The sequence below is a fragment of the Arthrobacter sp. TS-15 genome, from assembly GCF_006964045.1.
GTDB lineage: Bacteria > Actinomycetota > Actinomycetes > Actinomycetales > Micrococcaceae > Arthrobacter.
Genome location: NZ_SDXQ01000060.1, coordinates 44319 through 61110, shown reverse-complemented (window position 1 = coordinate 61110; position 16792 = coordinate 44319). Strand labels below are relative to the sequence as shown.

Annotated in this window: 15 protein-coding genes and 2 pseudogenes; 6 read left to right on the top strand and 11 right to left on the bottom strand. The window is 61.4% G+C overall.

The features are described 5' to 3' along the window. From EU811_RS24790 to EU811_RS24415, 4 genes and pseudogenes are all read right to left on the bottom strand, one after another. Nucleotides 1–494: hypothetical protein (locus EU811_RS24790; RefSeq protein WP_446698074.1), on the bottom strand; the 494-nt coding region annotated here is incomplete at its 3' end. 31 nt (nt 495–525) lie between these two features. After that, a complete protein-coding gene (locus tag EU811_RS21375) occupies nt 526–825 on the bottom strand; it encodes a hypothetical protein (protein WP_142940282.1) in 300 nt (99 codons plus the stop codon). A gap of 866 nt (nt 826–1691) precedes the next feature. After that, nucleotides 1692–2012 (bottom strand): MGMT family protein, encoded by a 321-nt coding sequence (locus EU811_RS21370; protein ID WP_142940281.1) that lies wholly within the window; start codon nt 2010–2012, stop codon nt 1692–1694. Nucleotides 2013–2189: 177 nt separating this feature from the next. Then, nucleotides 2190–2318, bottom strand: a pseudogene (locus tag EU811_RS24415) (hypothetical protein); the annotation flags it as partial. Nucleotides 2319–2850: 532 nt separating this feature from the next. Between EU811_RS24415 and EU811_RS21360 the strand changes: the two are divergent. Beyond that, nucleotides 2851–4437: a helix-turn-helix domain-containing protein gene (locus EU811_RS21360; RefSeq protein ID WP_160147679.1), complete on the top strand. Its 1587-nt coding sequence runs from the start codon at nt 2851–2853 to the stop codon at nt 4435–4437. Nucleotides 4438–4608: 171 nt separating this feature from the next. Then, nucleotides 4609–5202: an SOS response-associated peptidase gene (locus EU811_RS21355; protein WP_142940278.1), complete on the top strand. Its 594-nt coding sequence runs from the start codon at nt 4609–4611 to the stop codon at nt 5200–5202. Between the two features lie 460 nt (nt 5203–5662). Here EU811_RS21355 and EU811_RS21350 read toward each other — a convergent pair whose 3' ends face one another. The 6 genes from EU811_RS21350 to EU811_RS21320 all read right to left on the bottom strand — a co-directional run bounded on the left by EU811_RS21350 (nt 5663) and on the right by EU811_RS21320 (nt 10620). Continuing rightward, complete coding sequence (locus tag EU811_RS21350; RefSeq protein WP_142940277.1) at nt 5663–6313, bottom strand: MBL fold metallo-hydrolase; 651 nt, start codon at nt 6311–6313, stop codon at nt 5663–5665. Nucleotides 6314–6796: 483 nt separating this feature from the next. Then, nucleotides 6797–7114, bottom strand: a complete 318-nt coding sequence (locus tag EU811_RS21340) for a putative quinol monooxygenase (RefSeq protein ID WP_142940275.1) — start codon at nt 7112–7114, stop codon at nt 6797–6799. Nucleotides 7115–7175: 61 nt separating this feature from the next. After that, nucleotides 7176–7676, bottom strand: a complete 501-nt coding sequence (locus EU811_RS21335; RefSeq protein WP_142940274.1) for a DUF1097 domain-containing protein — start codon at nt 7674–7676, stop codon at nt 7176–7178. A gap of 51 nt (nt 7677–7727) precedes the next feature. Then, nucleotides 7728–8762: an NAD(P)-dependent alcohol dehydrogenase gene (locus tag EU811_RS21330; RefSeq protein ID WP_202979336.1), complete on the bottom strand. Its 1035-nt coding sequence runs from the start codon at nt 8760–8762 to the stop codon at nt 7728–7730. After that, entirely contained in the window at nt 8759–9577 is an 819-nt protein-coding gene (locus EU811_RS21325; RefSeq protein WP_165450220.1) for an iron-sulfur cluster assembly protein, read from the bottom strand. Before EU811_RS21325 ends, EU811_RS21330 begins: the two co-directional genes overlap by 4 nt. After that, nucleotides 9574–10620, bottom strand: coding sequence for an amidohydrolase family protein (locus EU811_RS21320; protein WP_142940273.1), 1047 nt, complete (start codon nt 10618–10620; stop codon nt 9574–9576). Before EU811_RS21320 ends, EU811_RS21325 begins: the two co-directional genes overlap by 4 nt. A gap of 162 nt (nt 10621–10782) precedes the next feature. Here EU811_RS21320 and EU811_RS21315 point away from each other — a divergent pair, with 162 nt between their 5' ends. After that, nucleotides 10783–12288, top strand: a complete 1506-nt coding sequence (locus EU811_RS21315; RefSeq protein WP_142940272.1) for a GAF domain-containing protein — start codon at nt 10783–10785, stop codon at nt 12286–12288. A gap of 601 nt (nt 12289–12889) precedes the next feature. Here EU811_RS21315 and EU811_RS21310 read toward each other — a convergent pair. Next, complete coding sequence (locus tag EU811_RS21310) at nt 12890–13369, bottom strand: Lrp/AsnC family transcriptional regulator (RefSeq protein WP_142940285.1); 480 nt, start codon at nt 13367–13369, stop codon at nt 12890–12892. Nucleotides 13370–13638: 269 nt separating this feature from the next. Between EU811_RS21310 and EU811_RS21305 the strand changes: the two genes are divergently transcribed. From EU811_RS21305 to EU811_RS21295, 3 genes and pseudogenes are all read left to right on the top strand, one after another. Then, a complete protein-coding gene (locus EU811_RS21305; protein ID WP_142940271.1) occupies nt 13639–15990 on the top strand; it encodes a transketolase-like TK C-terminal-containing protein in 2352 nt (783 codons plus the stop codon). Between the two features lie 94 nt (nt 15991–16084). Beyond that, nucleotides 16085–16282, top strand: a pseudogene (locus EU811_RS24410) (thiamine pyrophosphate-binding protein); the annotation flags it as partial. A gap of 121 nt (nt 16283–16403) precedes the next feature. Next, on the top strand, nt 16404–16661 hold the full coding sequence (locus EU811_RS21295) for a DNA-binding protein (protein ID WP_142940269.1): 258 nt from the start codon (nt 16404–16406) through the stop codon (nt 16659–16661). The last annotated feature ends 131 nt before the right edge of the window (nt 16662–16792 follow it).

The window sequence follows — 16792 nt, the reverse complement described above, 5'->3', positions numbered from 1 at the left end:
ACGCTAAAAGTTGATGAGCCCTCATGGCCGGAATCGCTACGCAGATAATTATCCTCGGCGTCGCCGGCTTCCTGTTGATGGGGATAGGCACCTATTTTCTCGTAGAAGGAACACGCTGGACACATCACCCAGCTCCAATCGGCCTTCATCGAAATCAGGAGGCGGAGGAGGGCCGGGCAAGACCGTAATAACTTGTCTGCCGCCGCCCTGCGGGGCGTGGATACCAGATAGTCAAAGTAGATGTGGCATGGAAACGCAGCCAAGCGCCACGCTACCGAGGATTGGGCGCGTACTGGCGGGGCCGGCATTGTTATCCCCGCCCGTGGACTCAGTTGGTGGTCCAGGCCTGATCCTTTCGTGAAGAAATTGGTGCCCCAAGACTTTAGCGCCGGTCGGCTTGGCTGCAGCATCCTGAAAGCAGCCCCCGCGTCGGTGGGAGCCAGGAGTGCGGCATTGCGCAATAGCCGTCCTGCGCCCTCTCGGTCTGCACCGATCGATGCGATCCGCCCAGGCGTGTTCCGGTGGCTATTTCCAGTGCCTCATGCCAGAGATTGCCAGAAAAGTGCAGCCCTGCGGGCCGGTGTCATCCTGGCGTGCCGGGCCGGCCAGGCGGAACAGACCACCGCGGCTGATTAGTCCGAAATCCGTTCCTCCGTCTTCACCCACCAAGGGGGTACCGGGCAGATGGGAACCATCTCGTTCCACTTGTTCAGAAGAACTTAAACTCGCTGTAAAAATAAAAGCAGTTATAAATGAATCAGGATGTTTTTCTTTAGTGCATGAGTGGGAGGAAAAAATCTGATGCTTTTTATCGGTAATGATCACACAATCCGGAATTTTAGTCCGGGTGGGGAGACTTCGGCGGACAGCGGGTCCCCTGTTATCCACCCCCGCCATTGCGGTGACGCGATGGAGCTCATCATCCACGGGGCCGCTGCCGAGGGTTCCACTTCACCTGACGTCGAGGATTGCGTGCCGGATCTGCGCCTCGTGTGGCACTGCTGGTGCGGATTCCGCCTGGATCCACAGCAGGACCCACGAGAAAAGGTGTGGGCTGCTGCTGCTCTGGTTGAAACCTCCCAGTGGAGGTTGGACCAAGCCCTCGTCCAGCTCCACCGAGTTATTCGGGCTGCATCCGCCAAGGGGACGCCAACTGAACTGCTTGCGGAATCTGCCCAGCTCTCACCTCATGAAATTCAGATGATCCTCCATCAGGTGACAGACGCAAGTGCCGCCGCAAGGCAGGACGCTTAACACACGCACCGTCCCACCATGGGTCAGTTGACCCCTGACCTGAAGATCTTTTAACCACATGCCTTTTCTTGCTTTGGAAAGAGTCAAAATGCCGAATAAAATTCCTCATAGGGCAAACGTCAAAAAGCCGGCAAAGCGATAAAGGAGAAACGGGCCGAGAAGCGCGCCAACGGCGGAGCGGAAAGTTTTATGCCGAACCAAGAAAGAGCCGGTAGGGAAATTGCGCGAGTGCACTGTGGACTTGAGGAGCCGAAACTCCCGGCTCCTCAAGGCCTTCGTTTACAGACCATGTCCCCTGGCGCTGCGTGAGGCCAACTGGAACATGAAGCCCAATCCGATATTGAATAGCTTCCAGGACAGCGACGCCGCAGGGGGAACGAATGACACAAATGACTTTTCATGATCCGTTTGTGGACAAGGAGACGACTCCCAAGGAGTCACCTGGGGAGGGGGAAGCGGCTGACGCCCCCGCCGTTATTGGGCTGATTGGCGTGGATCTTCGTCATGTCGACGTGGCTGTTACGGAAGGGAACACCTTCTGCTTTGAGCAACGCTCCGGCTTTTCCGTCATGACATGGCCCCGGCGCACCGTGGGCGTAAACGACCCGCCATGTCGGCACGTCCTCGTCAAGCAGCGACACTGCCCGGCCTGCCTGTCTGGGGCTAATTCCAAGGATGCGGCCGATCTCACCGTACGTCGCGACGGAGCCGGCCGGAATGGCAGCCACTATTGCTCGGACTTCGTCAATCATGCCCATTTAGTCCTCTTCCGGGTTCGGGTAAGTGATTTCACCGTTTTCCACCCGGGCGAACGCAGTCATGCTCGCCTGCCGGGTCGAGGAGATGGACATGATGTCGAATACCTCCACGCCCGCGATGATGAGCGCGTCGGTGATCAGCCGCCGGTGGCACCGCCACGGCACCGCTTCGCTGCACATGATCGCAGCTACCGACTCGTTCGCGATCGCCACCAGTTCAGCTAGGCCGGAGTTGAACTTCGTTTCTCCCGAGCGGAAAGCCAAGGTCAAGCGTTTGGGAAAGCTGAACGGGGGCTCCACGTCCATGGCTCAGGTCATGAACGCTTTCATCCCGACGATCAGACTTGATTCCTTCGGGCTTCCCGAGTGGTGGCTTGATCCGGCTGCGCCGATCTACCAGGAGGCTTTGCCCATCACCGGTACTTAAAAGAGTGAGGGCGCCGGATCCGCCAAGATCCCAACGCCCTCTAAGTATTTGGTTAGCTGTACCGCCAAGCGGCTAGCCCACCTTGTGAACTGAATCGGCGCCAACCGTTCAGTCAAAGTCGTAAACACCCACCCAGGTGCCTTTGCTATGCCCTCACGAACTACCGTAAGGAGATGTTTTGAGTATAAGCGGACTCCAGCCGCTTAAAGAAGCACCCACGCTGGGGACATACCAATTGGGCGTGTCGCCGGAAGATCGCGCATGGGAGCTCCTGGCTCCAGCTCTGGCAGGCCGAAACCGCATCCGTGTCTCCCGCGATCGTGGAAAAACTATCCTGCTCGCACGGAACGGGGCCTCCCTGCCCGCCGGCCCAGTGCCCCGGCAGCTGTGATGGTCTATTCACTCGCCGGCATGGCCTCGACAATTTTCCTCGACCTCGACACCGGCGCAGGCGGCGCAGGCGGCGCAGGCGGCGCAGACGAAGTTACCCGTGATGCAGAAGGGCTCCGCTCATGGCTCGGCAAGCATGGGGCCCAGTGGGTTGAGGACATCTCGCCAAGTGGTGGACGGCATCTCTACGTCCCGCTGGTCGAGGAGATCCCTTTCCATGAAGCCCGCGACTTTGTTGAAGCCTTGGCCGTCCGATTCCCTTATTTGGATCCCTCACCACACAGGTCAGTAGCCTCGGGCTGCTGCAGAGTTCCCGGGAGCACTCACCGCTCCGGTGGAGTCCAACAGCTCACCCATGTCATCGGCGAAGCCTTCCTGGCCGTGTCGGAAAGGAATCCCCGTTCCATCTGGACAGCCCTCTGGGAAGATATCGCAGATCTGCGAGCCATCCGGCGGGACGCCGAGGTTTCCGGCGCCGAGAGTTCGCCGCTGGATCCAGAACAGACCGCGGGTCTTTCCGCACGCATTTTGCGCATCGCCAGGGATGGAATCTATGACCAGTCCCGTTACCGCACCCCGTCTGAAGCACGAATGGCGGTCGTCGTCGGCGCCACGCGCGCCGGACTCACGGTCGCTGATATCCAGCAAAAGATGCTCAGTGGTACTTGGCCGGCACTTGCCGGACTGTACGCAAAATACACACCCCAGAGCAGAGCTACCACCCTCACCAGGGAGTGGGGCAGAGCACGTCAGTTGATAGGCAAGGAACCTCTCAAACCCGGCGATCAGATGAGGTTGAAGAGTGTCCATAGATCAGACACAAGCAAGGTTAAGTCACAGGGGGGAGCAGCAGAGCACAGGACCTTCTTGAAGGCCTGGTCGGAAGCACGCGCTCAGATGGAGTTGCGTCTTCAAGGTCTCAGGGAAGGCTTGGGGCTGCGAATGATGCTGCGTGCCCTCGAGGAGGCCTCTTCCAAGACAGGGTCCCGGGAATTGAGTTTTGGTGTGCGCGCGCTGGTGTTGGCCACCGCTACTCATCAATCGACGGCAGCAGCCCAGCTTCAGACATTGGCGGAGATGGATGGTGCTCTAATCCGAAAAACGGCAGCAGCACGTGGTCGGGAAGCGGACACGTATCAGCTGATCCTCCCTGAGCAGCAACCCGCGGGATCACGGCCACGCCATAGGGTTCATGCGGTTCGCCCTGTGTTTCGCGAACTAGGGCTTCCGGCTGCTTTTGTGTACGAGTCGTTGGAGCAGGCAGGAGAGGCCCTCCGTGTTCCCGAAATCATTGGCGTTACAGGTATTGGCAGATCAACGGTTCATGAAGCTCTTGAGACTTTGGCGTCTTGGGGTCTGGCTAGGTGGACCCTCAACGGGTGGGTTCTCGGTGCCGCGAGTCTTAAGACATGCGCAGAACTTTTGGGGGTCATCGAACTTGTTATGCAGCAGCAGGGCCTCTACACCCGGCAGCGGAGGATCTGGCATGCCTGGCTGGAGAACAGGCAGGCGCCCGGAAGAATTGTTCTCCCTGACGAGACCTACCCCTACTGGCTGTTTGAACCTCCCACAGAACCCTGCCCGCCGTTCGACCTCGACATCCCATAGGCATGGATCGCGTTCGATAAGGCGGTAAGTGATGCCATAACCGGTGTTGGAAACCAAGCCACATACGGGGAACGACGTACCCGGTACTGGCCGCAGTCAACTGACCTGCAGCAGGCGCTGCGACAGTGGGTTTCGGGTTTTCGCGGAATTGTCTGCTGGCAGAATGAAGCCATGTGTGGACGTTACGTAAACGCTAAGGCCCGGGGCGATTTGCTGGCCTACTACGATGCGCAGGAGAACGAAGGCAAGGATAGGCCGCCGTCGTGGAACATCGCACCGACACAGGACGTTCCGATCGTGGCCGAGCGGCTGGACGATCAGGGCGAGCTGCATCGCCGGCTGATCACCGCCCGTTGGGGTCTGGTCCCATCTTGGGCAAAGGACATCAAGATCGGCTCGAAGCTCATCAATGCTCGCAGGGAGACAATTCTGGAGAAGCCTTCGTTCCGGAAGGCCGCGGTGAAGCGACGCATGTGTCTGCCAGCTGAAGGTTACTTTGAGTGGCAAAAGACCCCGGACCGCAAGAAGATCCCGACATACCTGTTTTCGGAAGATGAAGAGCTGCTTAGTTTCGCGGGACTGTACGAGTTCTGGGCGGACCCCTCGGTGCCGGAGGATGATCCAGGCAAATGGCTGATCTCCTGCACGGTGCTGACCACGACGGCCCAGGACTCCCTGGCCGGGTTACCACCGGCCAGCCATATCCGCCGATTTTCGGCTACTACGGCGACCCCAAGTAGTCGAGGCAGCTGCTCGAAAGGTTAGGGCAAGTCAGGAACGGCAGTCCTCGCATCGGCCATCAACGACAAGGTGGGGCTGGAACTGGAGGAAGCATCTTGTGCAGGCAACTTCGCACAGGATCTGACGCTGGCATTTACAGTGCTTACACTTGGGGCAATATGCCTGTCGACACGGCGGGCAGGGGTAGCCCGTCACTTCGAAGCCCATGCCGCAGCAGTAGCCTTTGAGGGCTAGCCTTGTGTCGAATTCGCGGCCGGACTTGGGATGGAACGTGGCTGCGCCCCAAATATCGGTTTCAGAAAACACTGCAACCACACGGGAGTCTTCGCTCACTGCGTCGATATAGAAGTCGGCTTGGCTTCCCCAAGGGGTTCGCCAGGAAAGGCGCCTTGTTGTCGACGTTCCTGAGGAAAGCAGTAGCAGTGGATGGGATTCGCCCAAGCGTTGGCCTGGCCCTGATAACGTCCCGTATGTTGCCAGGGGCTTACCAGCCGCGAATGTGCCACTCCTCGAAGTGGGGCCGCTCTGTGCCCAAGGTGGTGGCCTTGCCGTGGCCGGGGTGCACTACGGCGGTGTCTGGGTAAGCGTCAAATAAGCGCTCCTTGACGTCGGTGATGAGCTGGTTGCATCGCTCGGGGTCCTTCTCGGTGTTGCCCACTCCGCCAGGGAACAGCGAATCGCCGGAGAAGATGTGGGCAGGTCGGTTCGAGTCCTGGTACACGAATGCCACTGATCCCGGGGTGTGCCCACGCAGGTGGATTGCGGTCAGCTCGAAGCCGTCCATTGCGAGGGTGTCCCCGTGCTCCAGCTTCCGGTCTACTGTGATGGGCAAAGCCTCGGCGTCGTCCGCCCCCGCCGCCGTATGGGCACCGTGGGCTGCGGCCAGCTCCTTGAGCGCCCGGACGTGGTCCCAGTGCTGGTGCGTGGTGGCTATCAGAGCCAATTTGGGTGTGACCATAGTGTCGGTTGCGGAATCCTGCAGCAGTTGCTGGATGGCGGAAAGTTCATCGGCGGCGTCGATCAGTACCTGCTCTCCGCTGGCTTTCCCGGTCAACAGATACACGTTATTGTCCAGCTCACTGACTGCAATCCGCCGTATGGTCAGTGCCGGCAGGTCATAAAGAAGTGAGTCCATGGGTTTACCTTTGCTTTGTCCTCGTTGTTGTTGCGCGTAGATTTACCGCTCATATTTGCCGGGTGCGAGGCAGGGAGTACTGCCGGGGCTGTCCGGCTTGGGAGCTAGGTTCCGGTGCGCACATCGTGCTTTAACCATTGACTGGCCTTTCTCCAAAGAGCAGATCAGAAGTCATGCGGTAGGTGGCACTGCCTGATAGCTCGTGGGGTACGACTCAGACTTCATAGCCGAGCGCAGCTTCATATATTTGTCGCGGGTGGATGGCCTCGGCTGCGATCCAGAGCGCGAGGAGTCCGGCATTGCGCTGTCGACTATGCCGGTTCTGATGGTTTGACCGTACTGGCGGATTTCGACTGGGGTGTTGATGAGGCGTGTCCAGTCCTCATGTTTGTACACCGTCATGTGGTTTCCTCGACGGGGGCGTAGTGGCGCGGGGTTGCCGTGCCACTACGCCCAATTTGCTGGATGGGAGGAGAGTTGGGTTTAGTCGACTGCCATTTCGCCCAGCTTTGACCAGCCTTCGACCCGGACGTTGATTATGTCGGGCGTCGCAGAAAGATAGGCAGGAAGTTCGGCGGTGGCCTTTTTGAAGTGATCCGACTGCACGTGCGTGGAACCGGACTCGTCGTCGCGGAAGGCTTCCACTAAAACGTAGGTATGAGGGTCTTCGAGAGAGCGTGACCACTCGAAGAAGAGGCAGCCTTCTTCTGCGTTCGTTGTTTCGGTGAAGTCCTTGGTGATGTCGGCCCAGTTGTTGGCGTGCTCTGGTTTTACAGGGAATTTTGCGGTGATGAAGATCAATCTTGGTCCTTAGGTGAAGCAGATGGGCACGGCGGTCAGCCGTTCCGATGGGATCGTATTCTCAGGCTGTACGGACGGGACGGCTTGGGTCGTCCGTGGGAGACACCCGGCGGGGTTTGCTGACGAGAGTCTGTATGCGGTCTCCGAGAAAGGCTGAAAGCCATCCCAAGCCGGCGCCGATGATGAGGGAAACTGTGGTGGGCCAGAATGACAGCTGTGTTCCGAAGAACACCGCTGTCCCTGCGAAGGCGCCGGGGATAAAGGACAGTGGTGCCCATCCTGCTTGCAGGCACATGGCCAGGGCTGCAACGGCCACACCAATGGCGAGTATGCCGGGGAAGTCCGCCACGGTGGTCAGCAGCGCTACGAGCCACCCATAGGTGACGCCGGAGAGATTGGCCGCCAGTCCCTTGGCAAATCCGGTTGCACCCCCTCCTGCGGCGAAGAAACATGCCCACGCGACGAACGCGACCCAGGTGATGAGGCCAAGTTCTACGCTCACCTGCGTCCATATTCCGGCTAGCACGCCGACGGATAAACCCACGCCTATGTAAGGTTTCATGTCATCTCTCTTTGATGTGTTGGTGTGTTGGATTCCCCCCAAGGTTGTCTGCTAGGGCACGAGGATGGCCCGGCCGCGGACCTTACCCGCGTCGAGGTCGCTGATCGCCTGTTGGAAGTCGTCCAGGGCGTATTTCTGGGTATGAAGCGTGACGGCGCCGCGTGCTGCCAGGGCCATGAGGTCCTGGAGGTCATTGTAGGAGCCGACGAGGTTGCCGATGATGTTGATCTCGGCCGAGACAATGTCGATGGTGGGGACGTTGATGTTCTCGCCGTAGCCCACCACATAGTAATCTCCGGCCCGGCGCAGCATGGCGACGCCCTGGGCGGTCGCGCCACCTTCACCAACGAAGTCGATGAGGGCCTCCGCTCCGTTGCCGGCGGTGATCGCAAGGATCTGTTCGACCTGTGTCCCGTCGGCCAGGACGCCCTCGTGTGCCCCGACCTCCTTGGCAAGGTCCAGGGCGGCAGCGTTACGGTCTACGACAATGATGCGGGCCGGCGTGAGCGCTGTGAGAACCTGGATTCCGATGTGTCCCAATCCACCTGCGCCGATGACGACGCAGGTGTCCCTGGCCGTCAGGCGCTTGGCCGCTTTAGCGGCCGCATGATAGGCGGTAAGGCCGGCGTCGGCCAGGGCCGCGACGTCGGAGGGTTCCAGGGAGTCGTCGATTTTGACGACCGAGCGCGCGGATGTCAGGAGGTATTCGGCGTACCCGCCGCTGGTGTCGATGCCGGGGAACCTGCTCTGCTCGCAATGCACGTCATCCCCTGAGCGGCAGGCGCGGCACAGGCCGCACGTGATGAGGGGGTGAAGGATGACTTTATCGCCTTCCTTCACGTTGGTGACGGCGCTCCCGACTGCATGAACCCATCCGGCGTTCTCGTGGCCGATGGTGTACGGCAGGTGGACCTGGGATTTTTCGGCCCACTGGCCCTCGAGAATGTGCAGGTCGGTGCGGCACACACCGGCTCCGCCGATTTTGACGACGACGTCCAGGGGGCCGGTAACCTCGGGGACCGGCACTTCTGCCATCTTCAGGCCTTCGTGGTAGCCGACTACCTGAACGGCTCGCATAGTGCTCATGAGTGAATCTCCTTGACTTTAAGCGGAAGTAATTCGTGGTGGTCCGTGGCCTCGGCACCCTCTGGCCGGGCGCTCTGGTCCGCTCCGGATCCTTCATAGCGTGTGCGCAGCAGGCCCCGGCAGAAATGCGCATTCCCGTCAATGGAGATGCGGGTCGAGCGGGCCCGGCGCAGCGCCATCGGAACGGCCTCAGGAGGGTAGGGGTAGCCTTCGTGGTTGACCAGGACAATCGAATCCGTCGCCTCGGGCAGGCCGAGCGCTGACCGTCTGCGCAGCAGCGCATCCTTGTTTCTTCCGGCAGGAAGGGCCCAGAGGCGAACTCCTCCCATCTCCGTCTCCACGAGTTCGGGGTTGGCCCGCAGGAGGTCGGTGAGGCAGCGTTCCATGGCGGCGGTGTGGGCCTTGCGGCGGAACGTCCACCGCAGCTCCTCCAGGCTGTCCTCGGCCTCGTGCAGGAACGTCCCGCGGTACCCGGCGTCCGCGGCGAGCCCGGCGTTGATGAGGTCGGAGTCGTGGTGGTCGTCCAGCTCGACGATCACCTTCGTAACCGCCGGCAGCGCCGAGATGGCGTCCTTGCTGTCGGACGCCATGAGGTAGGCGAAATTGGGCGAGCAGAAGGAGGTGGGCAGGCGCAGGTGAACTTCCACCGAGGCGCCGTCGACGCCGGCCCGGACCTGAAGGGAACGGACGAAGCCAAGGTCGGTGATGGGCTCGTCCAGTTCCGGATCGATCACGGAGTCCAGGGCACGGCGGACGTCAGCCTCCGTCACGTCCCAGCCGGTGTCAGCCGCCGGATCGGCGTGCAGGGCTGTCACCGGACGCCTGCCAGGTCGGCGCGCTCCGGCTGTCGTGGTCCCGTCTTTGTCTCGCCAGCATCCGGGAGCTGGAGCTCTGCAGGTACGGGGATGTCGTACATCTTGGCGGCGTTAAGCCCCAGGATCTTTTTCTTCTGGGCGGTCGTGAGCGGGGCGTATTCGGTCATGTCTTCCGGGATCTGGAAGTCGACGAAGCGCTCGATCAGCCAGCGGGGTGTCCACAGGGCGTAGTCGCTGGAGAACTGGATGCGGTCCTCACCGATCCAGTAGATGAGCTCGCCGATGATCTGGGCGAAGTACCGCGGGCGGGTGTGCATGAAGGGCATGGCCACCGCCAGGCCGCCGTGAACATTGGGTTCCTGGGTGGCGATCCAGCAGAAGTCTTCCAGCCGGGGCAGGCCGACGTGCTCGACAATGAAGTTCAGGTCATTAAAGTCCGATGCAGCGTGGTCAACGTCTGCGACGTCGAAGGCGTCCCGGTCCAGGGGGCGGATGGTGGGGCCCTTGTGGACGTGGATGTTCTTGATGCCCAGCTTGCGGCACTCCTCGAAGTACCGGTAGGACCAAGGGTCCGACAGCTTGTAGCCTCGGGATTCGCCGTGCCACTCGGCGGTGTAGAGCTTCACTCCCTTGAAGCCCATCTTTTCGTGGTCGGCGCGCAGCCGGTCAAGGCCAGCTTCGCCGTGGCGGGGGTCGTAGCAGTGGTTGTACGTGAGTTTGCCGGGATTCGCGGCAGCAAGGCCGTAGGCCTCCTCGACTTGCGCGAATCCGTTCTTGTAGAACGCGCCGAGATAGGCCGGCTGGAAGATCGCGTGGTCGACATGACCGTCCTCAAACAGGTCCTTCATGAGGCGCGCGCCGCCCTGGTAGAGGTATTCCTCGTAGGACCACTGTTCCTCATCCGGGGACAGGTTGCGGTGGTAGTCGTAGAAGCAATCGATGAACTGCTTGCCGTGAATGTTGCGCTGGTTCTCCGGACGGGCGTCCCACAACGCGATGTGGGCGTCGACAATGAAATAGTTTTCGCCGTCTTTGCTGTACATGTCTGGTCTCCTTCTCGCGACTGCCGTAGTCGCGACACCATCGAGGCTAGGCCGGGGAAACAGCTGTCAACATGTGATGCGTGTCTCATTTTGAGACGGTTCTCCCCCCTAGGGGATGGGACGACGCAGTAATCTCGAAGTATCGAGACTAGGAGGACGGCGATGATGCCGAACAAGGATGAGGGGCCTGCCAGGCTGACGCACGATCCCAATGCCGGCCAGCTCGGCATTGCTGCCAAGCGCCTCCTCGCTTCCTGGCAGCGAAGCGAGGAATACGGGGTCTCCGCCGAAGTCGTGGACCCCACATGGGCTGGCTCGGCCGGGACCGCCTCCCTGTTTTTCCAGTGCGGCCAGGAAGTGCTCACTGGCCTGTACAGCACGTTGGCGAATGAGCCCGTCAGCCTCATGCTCACGGATGCCGAGGGCCTGCTCCTTAACCGGTTCAGTGGAGACACCTCCCTTTTGCGGGCACTCGATAAGGATCATCTGGCGCCGGGATTCGCGTTTTCCGAAAGAGATGCGGGGACCAACGGGATGGGGCTCGCGCTGGCCGACCGAATCCCGACCCTTGTCCGCGCCGAAGAGCACTATAGTGCCAGCCTCCGGACTTACACCTGCGCGGCAGTCCCGGTATTTGATCCGGTCAGCGGAGTGCTGGAGGGGAGCGTTAATATCACCACATGGTCCCGCTCGTCCCTGCAGCTGCTGCTGGCCTTGGCTGAATCAGCGGCAGGCAACACCTCTGCCCTGATGCTGGCGAGGTCGCAGGGCCGTAAGGGGAAGCCCGGGCCAAGGGGCGGCGTATTCCGCATCCAGCGAGGCAAACTCGAGCCGGCAGCCGGAACAGTGCGCAAAATGTCATCAGCCTGGACAGACGCCCTTAACCAGGGGACGCAGGCGTTGGCGGCCGGACGGGTAGTTGCCGCCGTAGGCGAACAGGGCTCAGGGCGCGCCACACTGCTGGGACAGGCACTGCGGAAGGTGCATCCGGGGAGCCGTATCCTCTCAGCTGCCGCACCCGCGCCCGAGGACGTCGATGCGTGGCTGTCCCTGTGGACTCCCGAGCTTGCCAAAGCAGGCACCGCTGTCATAGTCGAAAACGTGGACTTGTTGCCCGCCTGGGCAGCACAAGAGCTCCATGCTCAGGCCCTCCGCGCACTGCGGTCACTTCCCGTTTCCCACGATGGGAGTCCTCCAACACTCGCGTGGGCCGTCACTGCCGCAGAGCTCGACGCGATCCCGCACCCCCTGGCAGGCATGGTCGACACGGTGATTTCTGTTCCCGCGCTGCGGGAACGTGGTGACGACGTCCTGCAGCTGGCCAGATATGCCGCCCGCCAAACCCGCCTGCGGGACATCGACTTCACCGCCGCCGCTGAAAAGGCGCTGATTGCCCACAGCTGGCCGGAGAACGTCGACGAGCTCTTCACCGTGATCCACGCCGCGGCGGCACGGACGGAGACCATCGACGTCCACCATCTGCCCGCTTACCTTTTGGGCAGGCGCAGCCCGCACCTGAGCCGGATCGAATCCGTGGAACGCGACGAAATCGTCCGGTGTCTTTCCATGCCTGGGGCCACGGTAAGCGGGGCGGCAGCAGAACTCGGCATCAGCAGGGCGACCATCTACCGGCGCATGGCCAGGCTGGGGATCACGATCCCAAAGTAGGCATGCCCTCGTACGGCACCTCGTGCACTCCAACGGGCAGCCTTCGCCGTTGCTCCCAGCACATGTGGACTGTTTCGGCTCAGCATCACATCGGCAGCCGCGAGCAGGTGTGGGGTCCGTGAGCTGTGGTCGGGCGGTGTCCCTGCCGGAGCTGTTGTCCGTGAAGACCTGGTCCAGGGACCTGGCCTTCGAGCTTAGGCGGTGCCAAGTTGGCCACTGCCCGATTGCACGCCTCTTCCCTGCAGGGAAGGACCCTGGTGCCAACAACGGCGTCGAGGAACGGCATGTGCCGCGTTGACCGGTACGCCAACACTGCCATGAAGGAAGGAGGACGATCCATGTCCCCGCCAGGATGGACCCTTAATGTTCAACCGCATCAGTGGCCCTCACTCCGCGGAACGGCAGTCGAGGTCTGGCTGCATGGGCGGCTCTTCGACAGGGCCTGGTGGATGCCGTGATGCCCGATGGATCAGGCCTTTGGCTGGCTGCTGACGGGGGGACAGCCGGGAGTTCATCGGCCTACGTGCCGGAGACCAGATCCGAGCATGCGTACCTGCCCCGGCGATGACACCGTAACGGTGTGCTGTTCCTTTATCGATCGTCATTGACTCCGCGAATCATGTACGCCTATCAGCTGCGAGATCCGATAGCTCACGAGTTCACGCATGACGAGTCCGGTGTTTGTACGCTTAACCCCGTCGGTTGCAAGGATACGTCCGGCCACGCGGTACAGATCGTCGGCGTCGCGGGCAACGACATGGACCAGTAGGTCATTGAGGCCGCTCAGCCCCTGCACCTCAATCACCTCCGGAATGTCGCCGAGCGCCTGGCTGACCGACGTCAGCTTCCGCTGGGTGACTTTAGTGACCACATAGGCACTCAAGGGATACCCCAGGAACGCCGGGTCGATCCGGCGCTCAAATGTCCGCAGCGTCTGCTCTTCGGCATACCGGCCAAGACGCGAACGCACGGTGTTTCGGGCGAGACCCGTGGCCTCGGCCACGGCGATGTTCGTGGCGTCAGGATTGTCGATCAACGCGTGCAGCAGCGCTGCGTCGATGGCGTCGGCCCTCCGTTGCATGCTCAATATGATTACCTTCCTCCATCTTCCAGAAGCGCGACATGCGCATTATGATCATTTTACATGAGCCTGCTTGCGCAATATGCGACTAGGTGCTCGAATTGATAACAGATTCGCACCACCAAGGCTCAGGGTGACGCAGGGAAGACCTTCCACCCGGCGCTGAGGCCGGCTTCACAAGAGCCGTCTTCCTGCCGCGACGGCCACCATCCCAGCGTCGGGAATCATGCCCGTCAATCCACTCCACTCCACCTGTTAAGGCACCACACATGAATCAGAGTCCCGCCAGCGAGGAACGCACGGCCCTCGCCGCTCCCGGATATGACGACCCATATCTCGACACGCTCGCCGCGATCGAACAGCGCGTCCTGTGGCTCGCAACCTCCGTGGTCCACCACGCCAACAGAGTTCGCCCTAACGTTTCAGGCATCAAAGTGGGAGGGCACCAGGCCTCCAGCGCGTCCATCGCCACAATCATGACCTCACTGTGGTTCGGCCAGCTCCGCCCCGAAGACCGCGTTTCCGTCAAGCCCCACGCCTCGCCCGTGCTGCATTCGATTAATTACCTCCTCGGCTGCTTGGACGAAAAGTACCTCACCACGCTGCGCGAGTTTGGGGGGCTGCAAAGCTACCCCAGCCGTTCGAAGGACCCGGACCCGGTTGACTACTCCACCGGCTCGGTCGGCATCGGTGCTACGGCCCCCATCTGGGGGGCCATCTCACGGCGCTACACCGAGAGCGTGAGCGGAACCCCCAATCGCGGGCGGCAGTATTCGCTCGTCGGTGACGCCGAGCTGGACGAAGGTGCCATCTGGGAGGCCATTCTCGATTCAAGCGTCGCAGAGCTGGGCGAAATCGTCTGGATCGTCGATCTCAACCGGCAGTCACTGGACCGGGTCGTGCCTAATATCGCAGCTGGCAAGATCGAGCGCCTGTTCTCGGCAGCCGGCTGGCAGGTGATTACCGTCCGCTTCGGGCACTTGCTGGAAAGCCTCATGGCCCGCCCCGGCGGAGACGCACTCCGCCAGCGCATCGTTAACATGTCCAACCCCGAATACCAGCGCTTGCTGCGCTGCTCTGCCCAGGAACTGCGCGACCGTATTCCAGGCACCGGCGCAGGAAGCGACGCCATCGCCGACCTCATCTCAACAGTGGACGACCATACATTGTTTCGCGCAATCAGGAACCTCGGCGGCCACGATCTGGCCGCGCTGCGTGATGCCTATTCCCAAATTGATGATTCGAGACCTACAGTCATCATCGCCTACACGGTGAAGGGCAACGGCCTGCCGACAGAAGGCCACCCGCAAAACCACTCCTCTCTGCTCACCGTCGACCAGTACCGGGAGCTTGCAGAACGATTCGGTGAAAACGCCGACGCTCCATGGAACCGCTTCGACCCCTCAAGCGTGGCCGGAAGGCTGATTTCCAATACTGCGGAAGGACTTCAGCGCGATGCCGAAGTTCCCGTCGCACCGCCACAGATTCCCACCGATCTCGGGAGGACCCCCTCGGGCACAGCCACCACCCAGGCGGCCCTGGGACGCGCCCTGCTCGACATCAAACGCGCAGCCCCCGACGTCGCCCGGCGCGTGGTGACAGTCAGCCCCGACGTGAGTTCAAGCACCAACCTGGCCGGGTGGGTCAACAAAGTGGGTGTGTGGTCCGTTGAAGAGCGTCAAAACTGGTTCAGCGACGACTCGGAAACGGTCATGCACTGGCGGGAAAATCCCACCGGCCAACACATCGAGCTCGGCATAGCCGAGGTCAACCTCGTAGGCCTGATCAGCGAACTCGGCGCAACCTGGAGCCGCTGGGGCCAACCCCTGTTCCCGATCGGCGTGCTATATGACCCCTTCGTGGAGCGCGCCCTCGAACCATGGTCCTACGGTATTTACGCCGGTGGGCAATCGATCCTGGTCGGGACCCCTTCGGGGGTTACTCTCGCCCCTGAAGGCGGGGCACACCAGTCAATCAAAACTCCCTCCATCGGGCTGGAACAGCCTGGCTGCACAAGCTACGAACCTGCCTTCGCCCTCGAAGCTGAGTGGACGCTGCTGGCCTCCATGGCACAAATGGGACGCCGCGGCGGCAAGTCTGCCTACCTCAGGCTGTCCACCAAGCCAGTTGATCAGCAGCTGGCCGAAATCCCGGAGGATCCGGCGGCCCGCGAGCGTCGACGGCGCCAAGTAGTGGCGGGCGGCTACATGCTGCGAACCGCCAAGGACCCCTGCGCGACCATCGTCACCATGGGCGCACTGGTTCCCGAGGCGATTACCGCCGCCGACCGCCTCGCAGTCCAGGGCAAACCCGTTGACGTGGTGTGCGTGACAAGTCCGGGGCTGCTTTACGAAGCTCTGCAGAGCAGGAACGGTCAGGAGGATAACACAGAGACGTGGATTCTGGATCAGATCCTGCCGCCAGAGCGCGCCGTGCCGATGATCACCGTGCTCGACGGGCATCCGCACACGCTCGCATTCCTGGCCAATGTTAACCAGGTGAAAAGCAGGAATCTCGGCGTAAGCCAGTTCGGTCAGTCCGGGGATATCGCAGATGTGTATCGTTACCACGGCATCGACGTGGACAGCATCATCCGGGCCGCACTCGACGTAATGGAATGACAGCGATGGTGGCGGCAGACGTAACCACCCTCTCACCGAGGCGTGCGGGCATCCCTTTAGATTCTTTGGCCGAGGCACAAGGTTCCTCCTCGACTTGCAACACTCGGAACGGCACAATCACGACCGGTGCGAAGCTATTGTCTGGAGCCTCGAGGCGCTTGGTGTTTCTGACATATTCGGCATACCCGGCGGTAACGTTATACCGCTATATGACGCCCTCAACATTTTGACCAGGCACGAGCAGGGAGCCGGCCATGCAGCTGAGGGCTACGCTGCCGCTTCCGGCCGGGTCACCGGGCTCCGCTCGGCACTGATCTGGTCTGCGGCTGCGCAGACGCGGCCTTTCGGGGTAAGGCGTGCCATGGTAACGCTCCCAAGCAGTAGTGGTCGATGGAAGGTTCAAGCCAACGCTCATGCCTGACGTTGGCTCGGCATTTACGGCACTTTTATCGAGCCCCACCATCTCCACGGTCCGCGAACTGGCCGGTGTAAGCAACGCCGATGCCATGAGGTACCTCCAGGCATGGAAATTGGAGCACCTTGGCGCCGCGGGCAAGATCGCGGCCACCCCGCAGCCCGTCACCGAGCTGCCAGTGCGCATGACCGCAGTGGTCTGGGCTGAGGCGGCAACGGCTGATGACGCCAGGCACTCACAGGTGGAGAAGGCGTGACGGGAAGAGCGCGACCATAACGCCTGAAGATCCACGAGCTGCCACTGAACTGGACAAACTCGCCCTGGCCCTGGCCCTGGCCCGGGAGCCGGACCCGCCGAACCGCCATCCGAGGCTGCGATTTAACCGCG

Excerpts from the sequence above, each read along its gene's own strand:
- EU811_RS21370 (WP_142940281.1), bottom strand. The coding sequence starts at position 2,012 with ATGGGCATGATTGACGAAGTCCGAGCAATAGTGGCTGCCATTCCGGCC.
- EU811_RS21360 (WP_160147679.1), top strand. The coding sequence starts at position 2,851 with ATGGCCTCGACAATTTTCCTCGACCTCGACACCGGCGCAGGCGGCGCA.
- EU811_RS21355 (WP_142940278.1), top strand. The coding sequence starts at position 4,609 with ATGTGTGGACGTTACGTAAACGCTAAGGCCCGGGGCGATTTGCTGGCC.
- EU811_RS21350 (WP_142940277.1), bottom strand. The coding sequence starts at position 6,313 with ATGGACTCACTTCTTTATGACCTGCCGGCACTGACCATACGGCGGATT.
- EU811_RS21335 (WP_142940274.1), bottom strand. The coding sequence starts at position 7,676 with ATGAAACCTTACATAGGCGTGGGTTTATCCGTCGGCGTGCTAGCCGGA.
- EU811_RS21330 (WP_202979336.1), bottom strand. The coding sequence starts at position 8,762 with ATGAGCACTATGCGAGCCGTTCAGGTAGTCGGCTACCACGAAGGCCTG.
- EU811_RS21320 (WP_142940273.1), bottom strand. The coding sequence starts at position 10,620 with ATGTACAGCAAAGACGGCGAAAACTATTTCATTGTCGACGCCCACATC.
- EU811_RS21315 (WP_142940272.1), top strand. The coding sequence starts at position 10,783 with ATGATGCCGAACAAGGATGAGGGGCCTGCCAGGCTGACGCACGATCCC.
- EU811_RS21310 (WP_142940285.1), bottom strand. The coding sequence starts at position 13,369 with ATGCAACGGAGGGCCGACGCCATCGACGCAGCGCTGCTGCACGCGTTG.
- EU811_RS21305 (WP_142940271.1), top strand. The coding sequence starts at position 13,639 with ATGAATCAGAGTCCCGCCAGCGAGGAACGCACGGCCCTCGCCGCTCCC.
- EU811_RS21295 (WP_142940269.1), top strand. The coding sequence starts at position 16,404 with ATGCCTGACGTTGGCTCGGCATTTACGGCACTTTTATCGAGCCCCACC.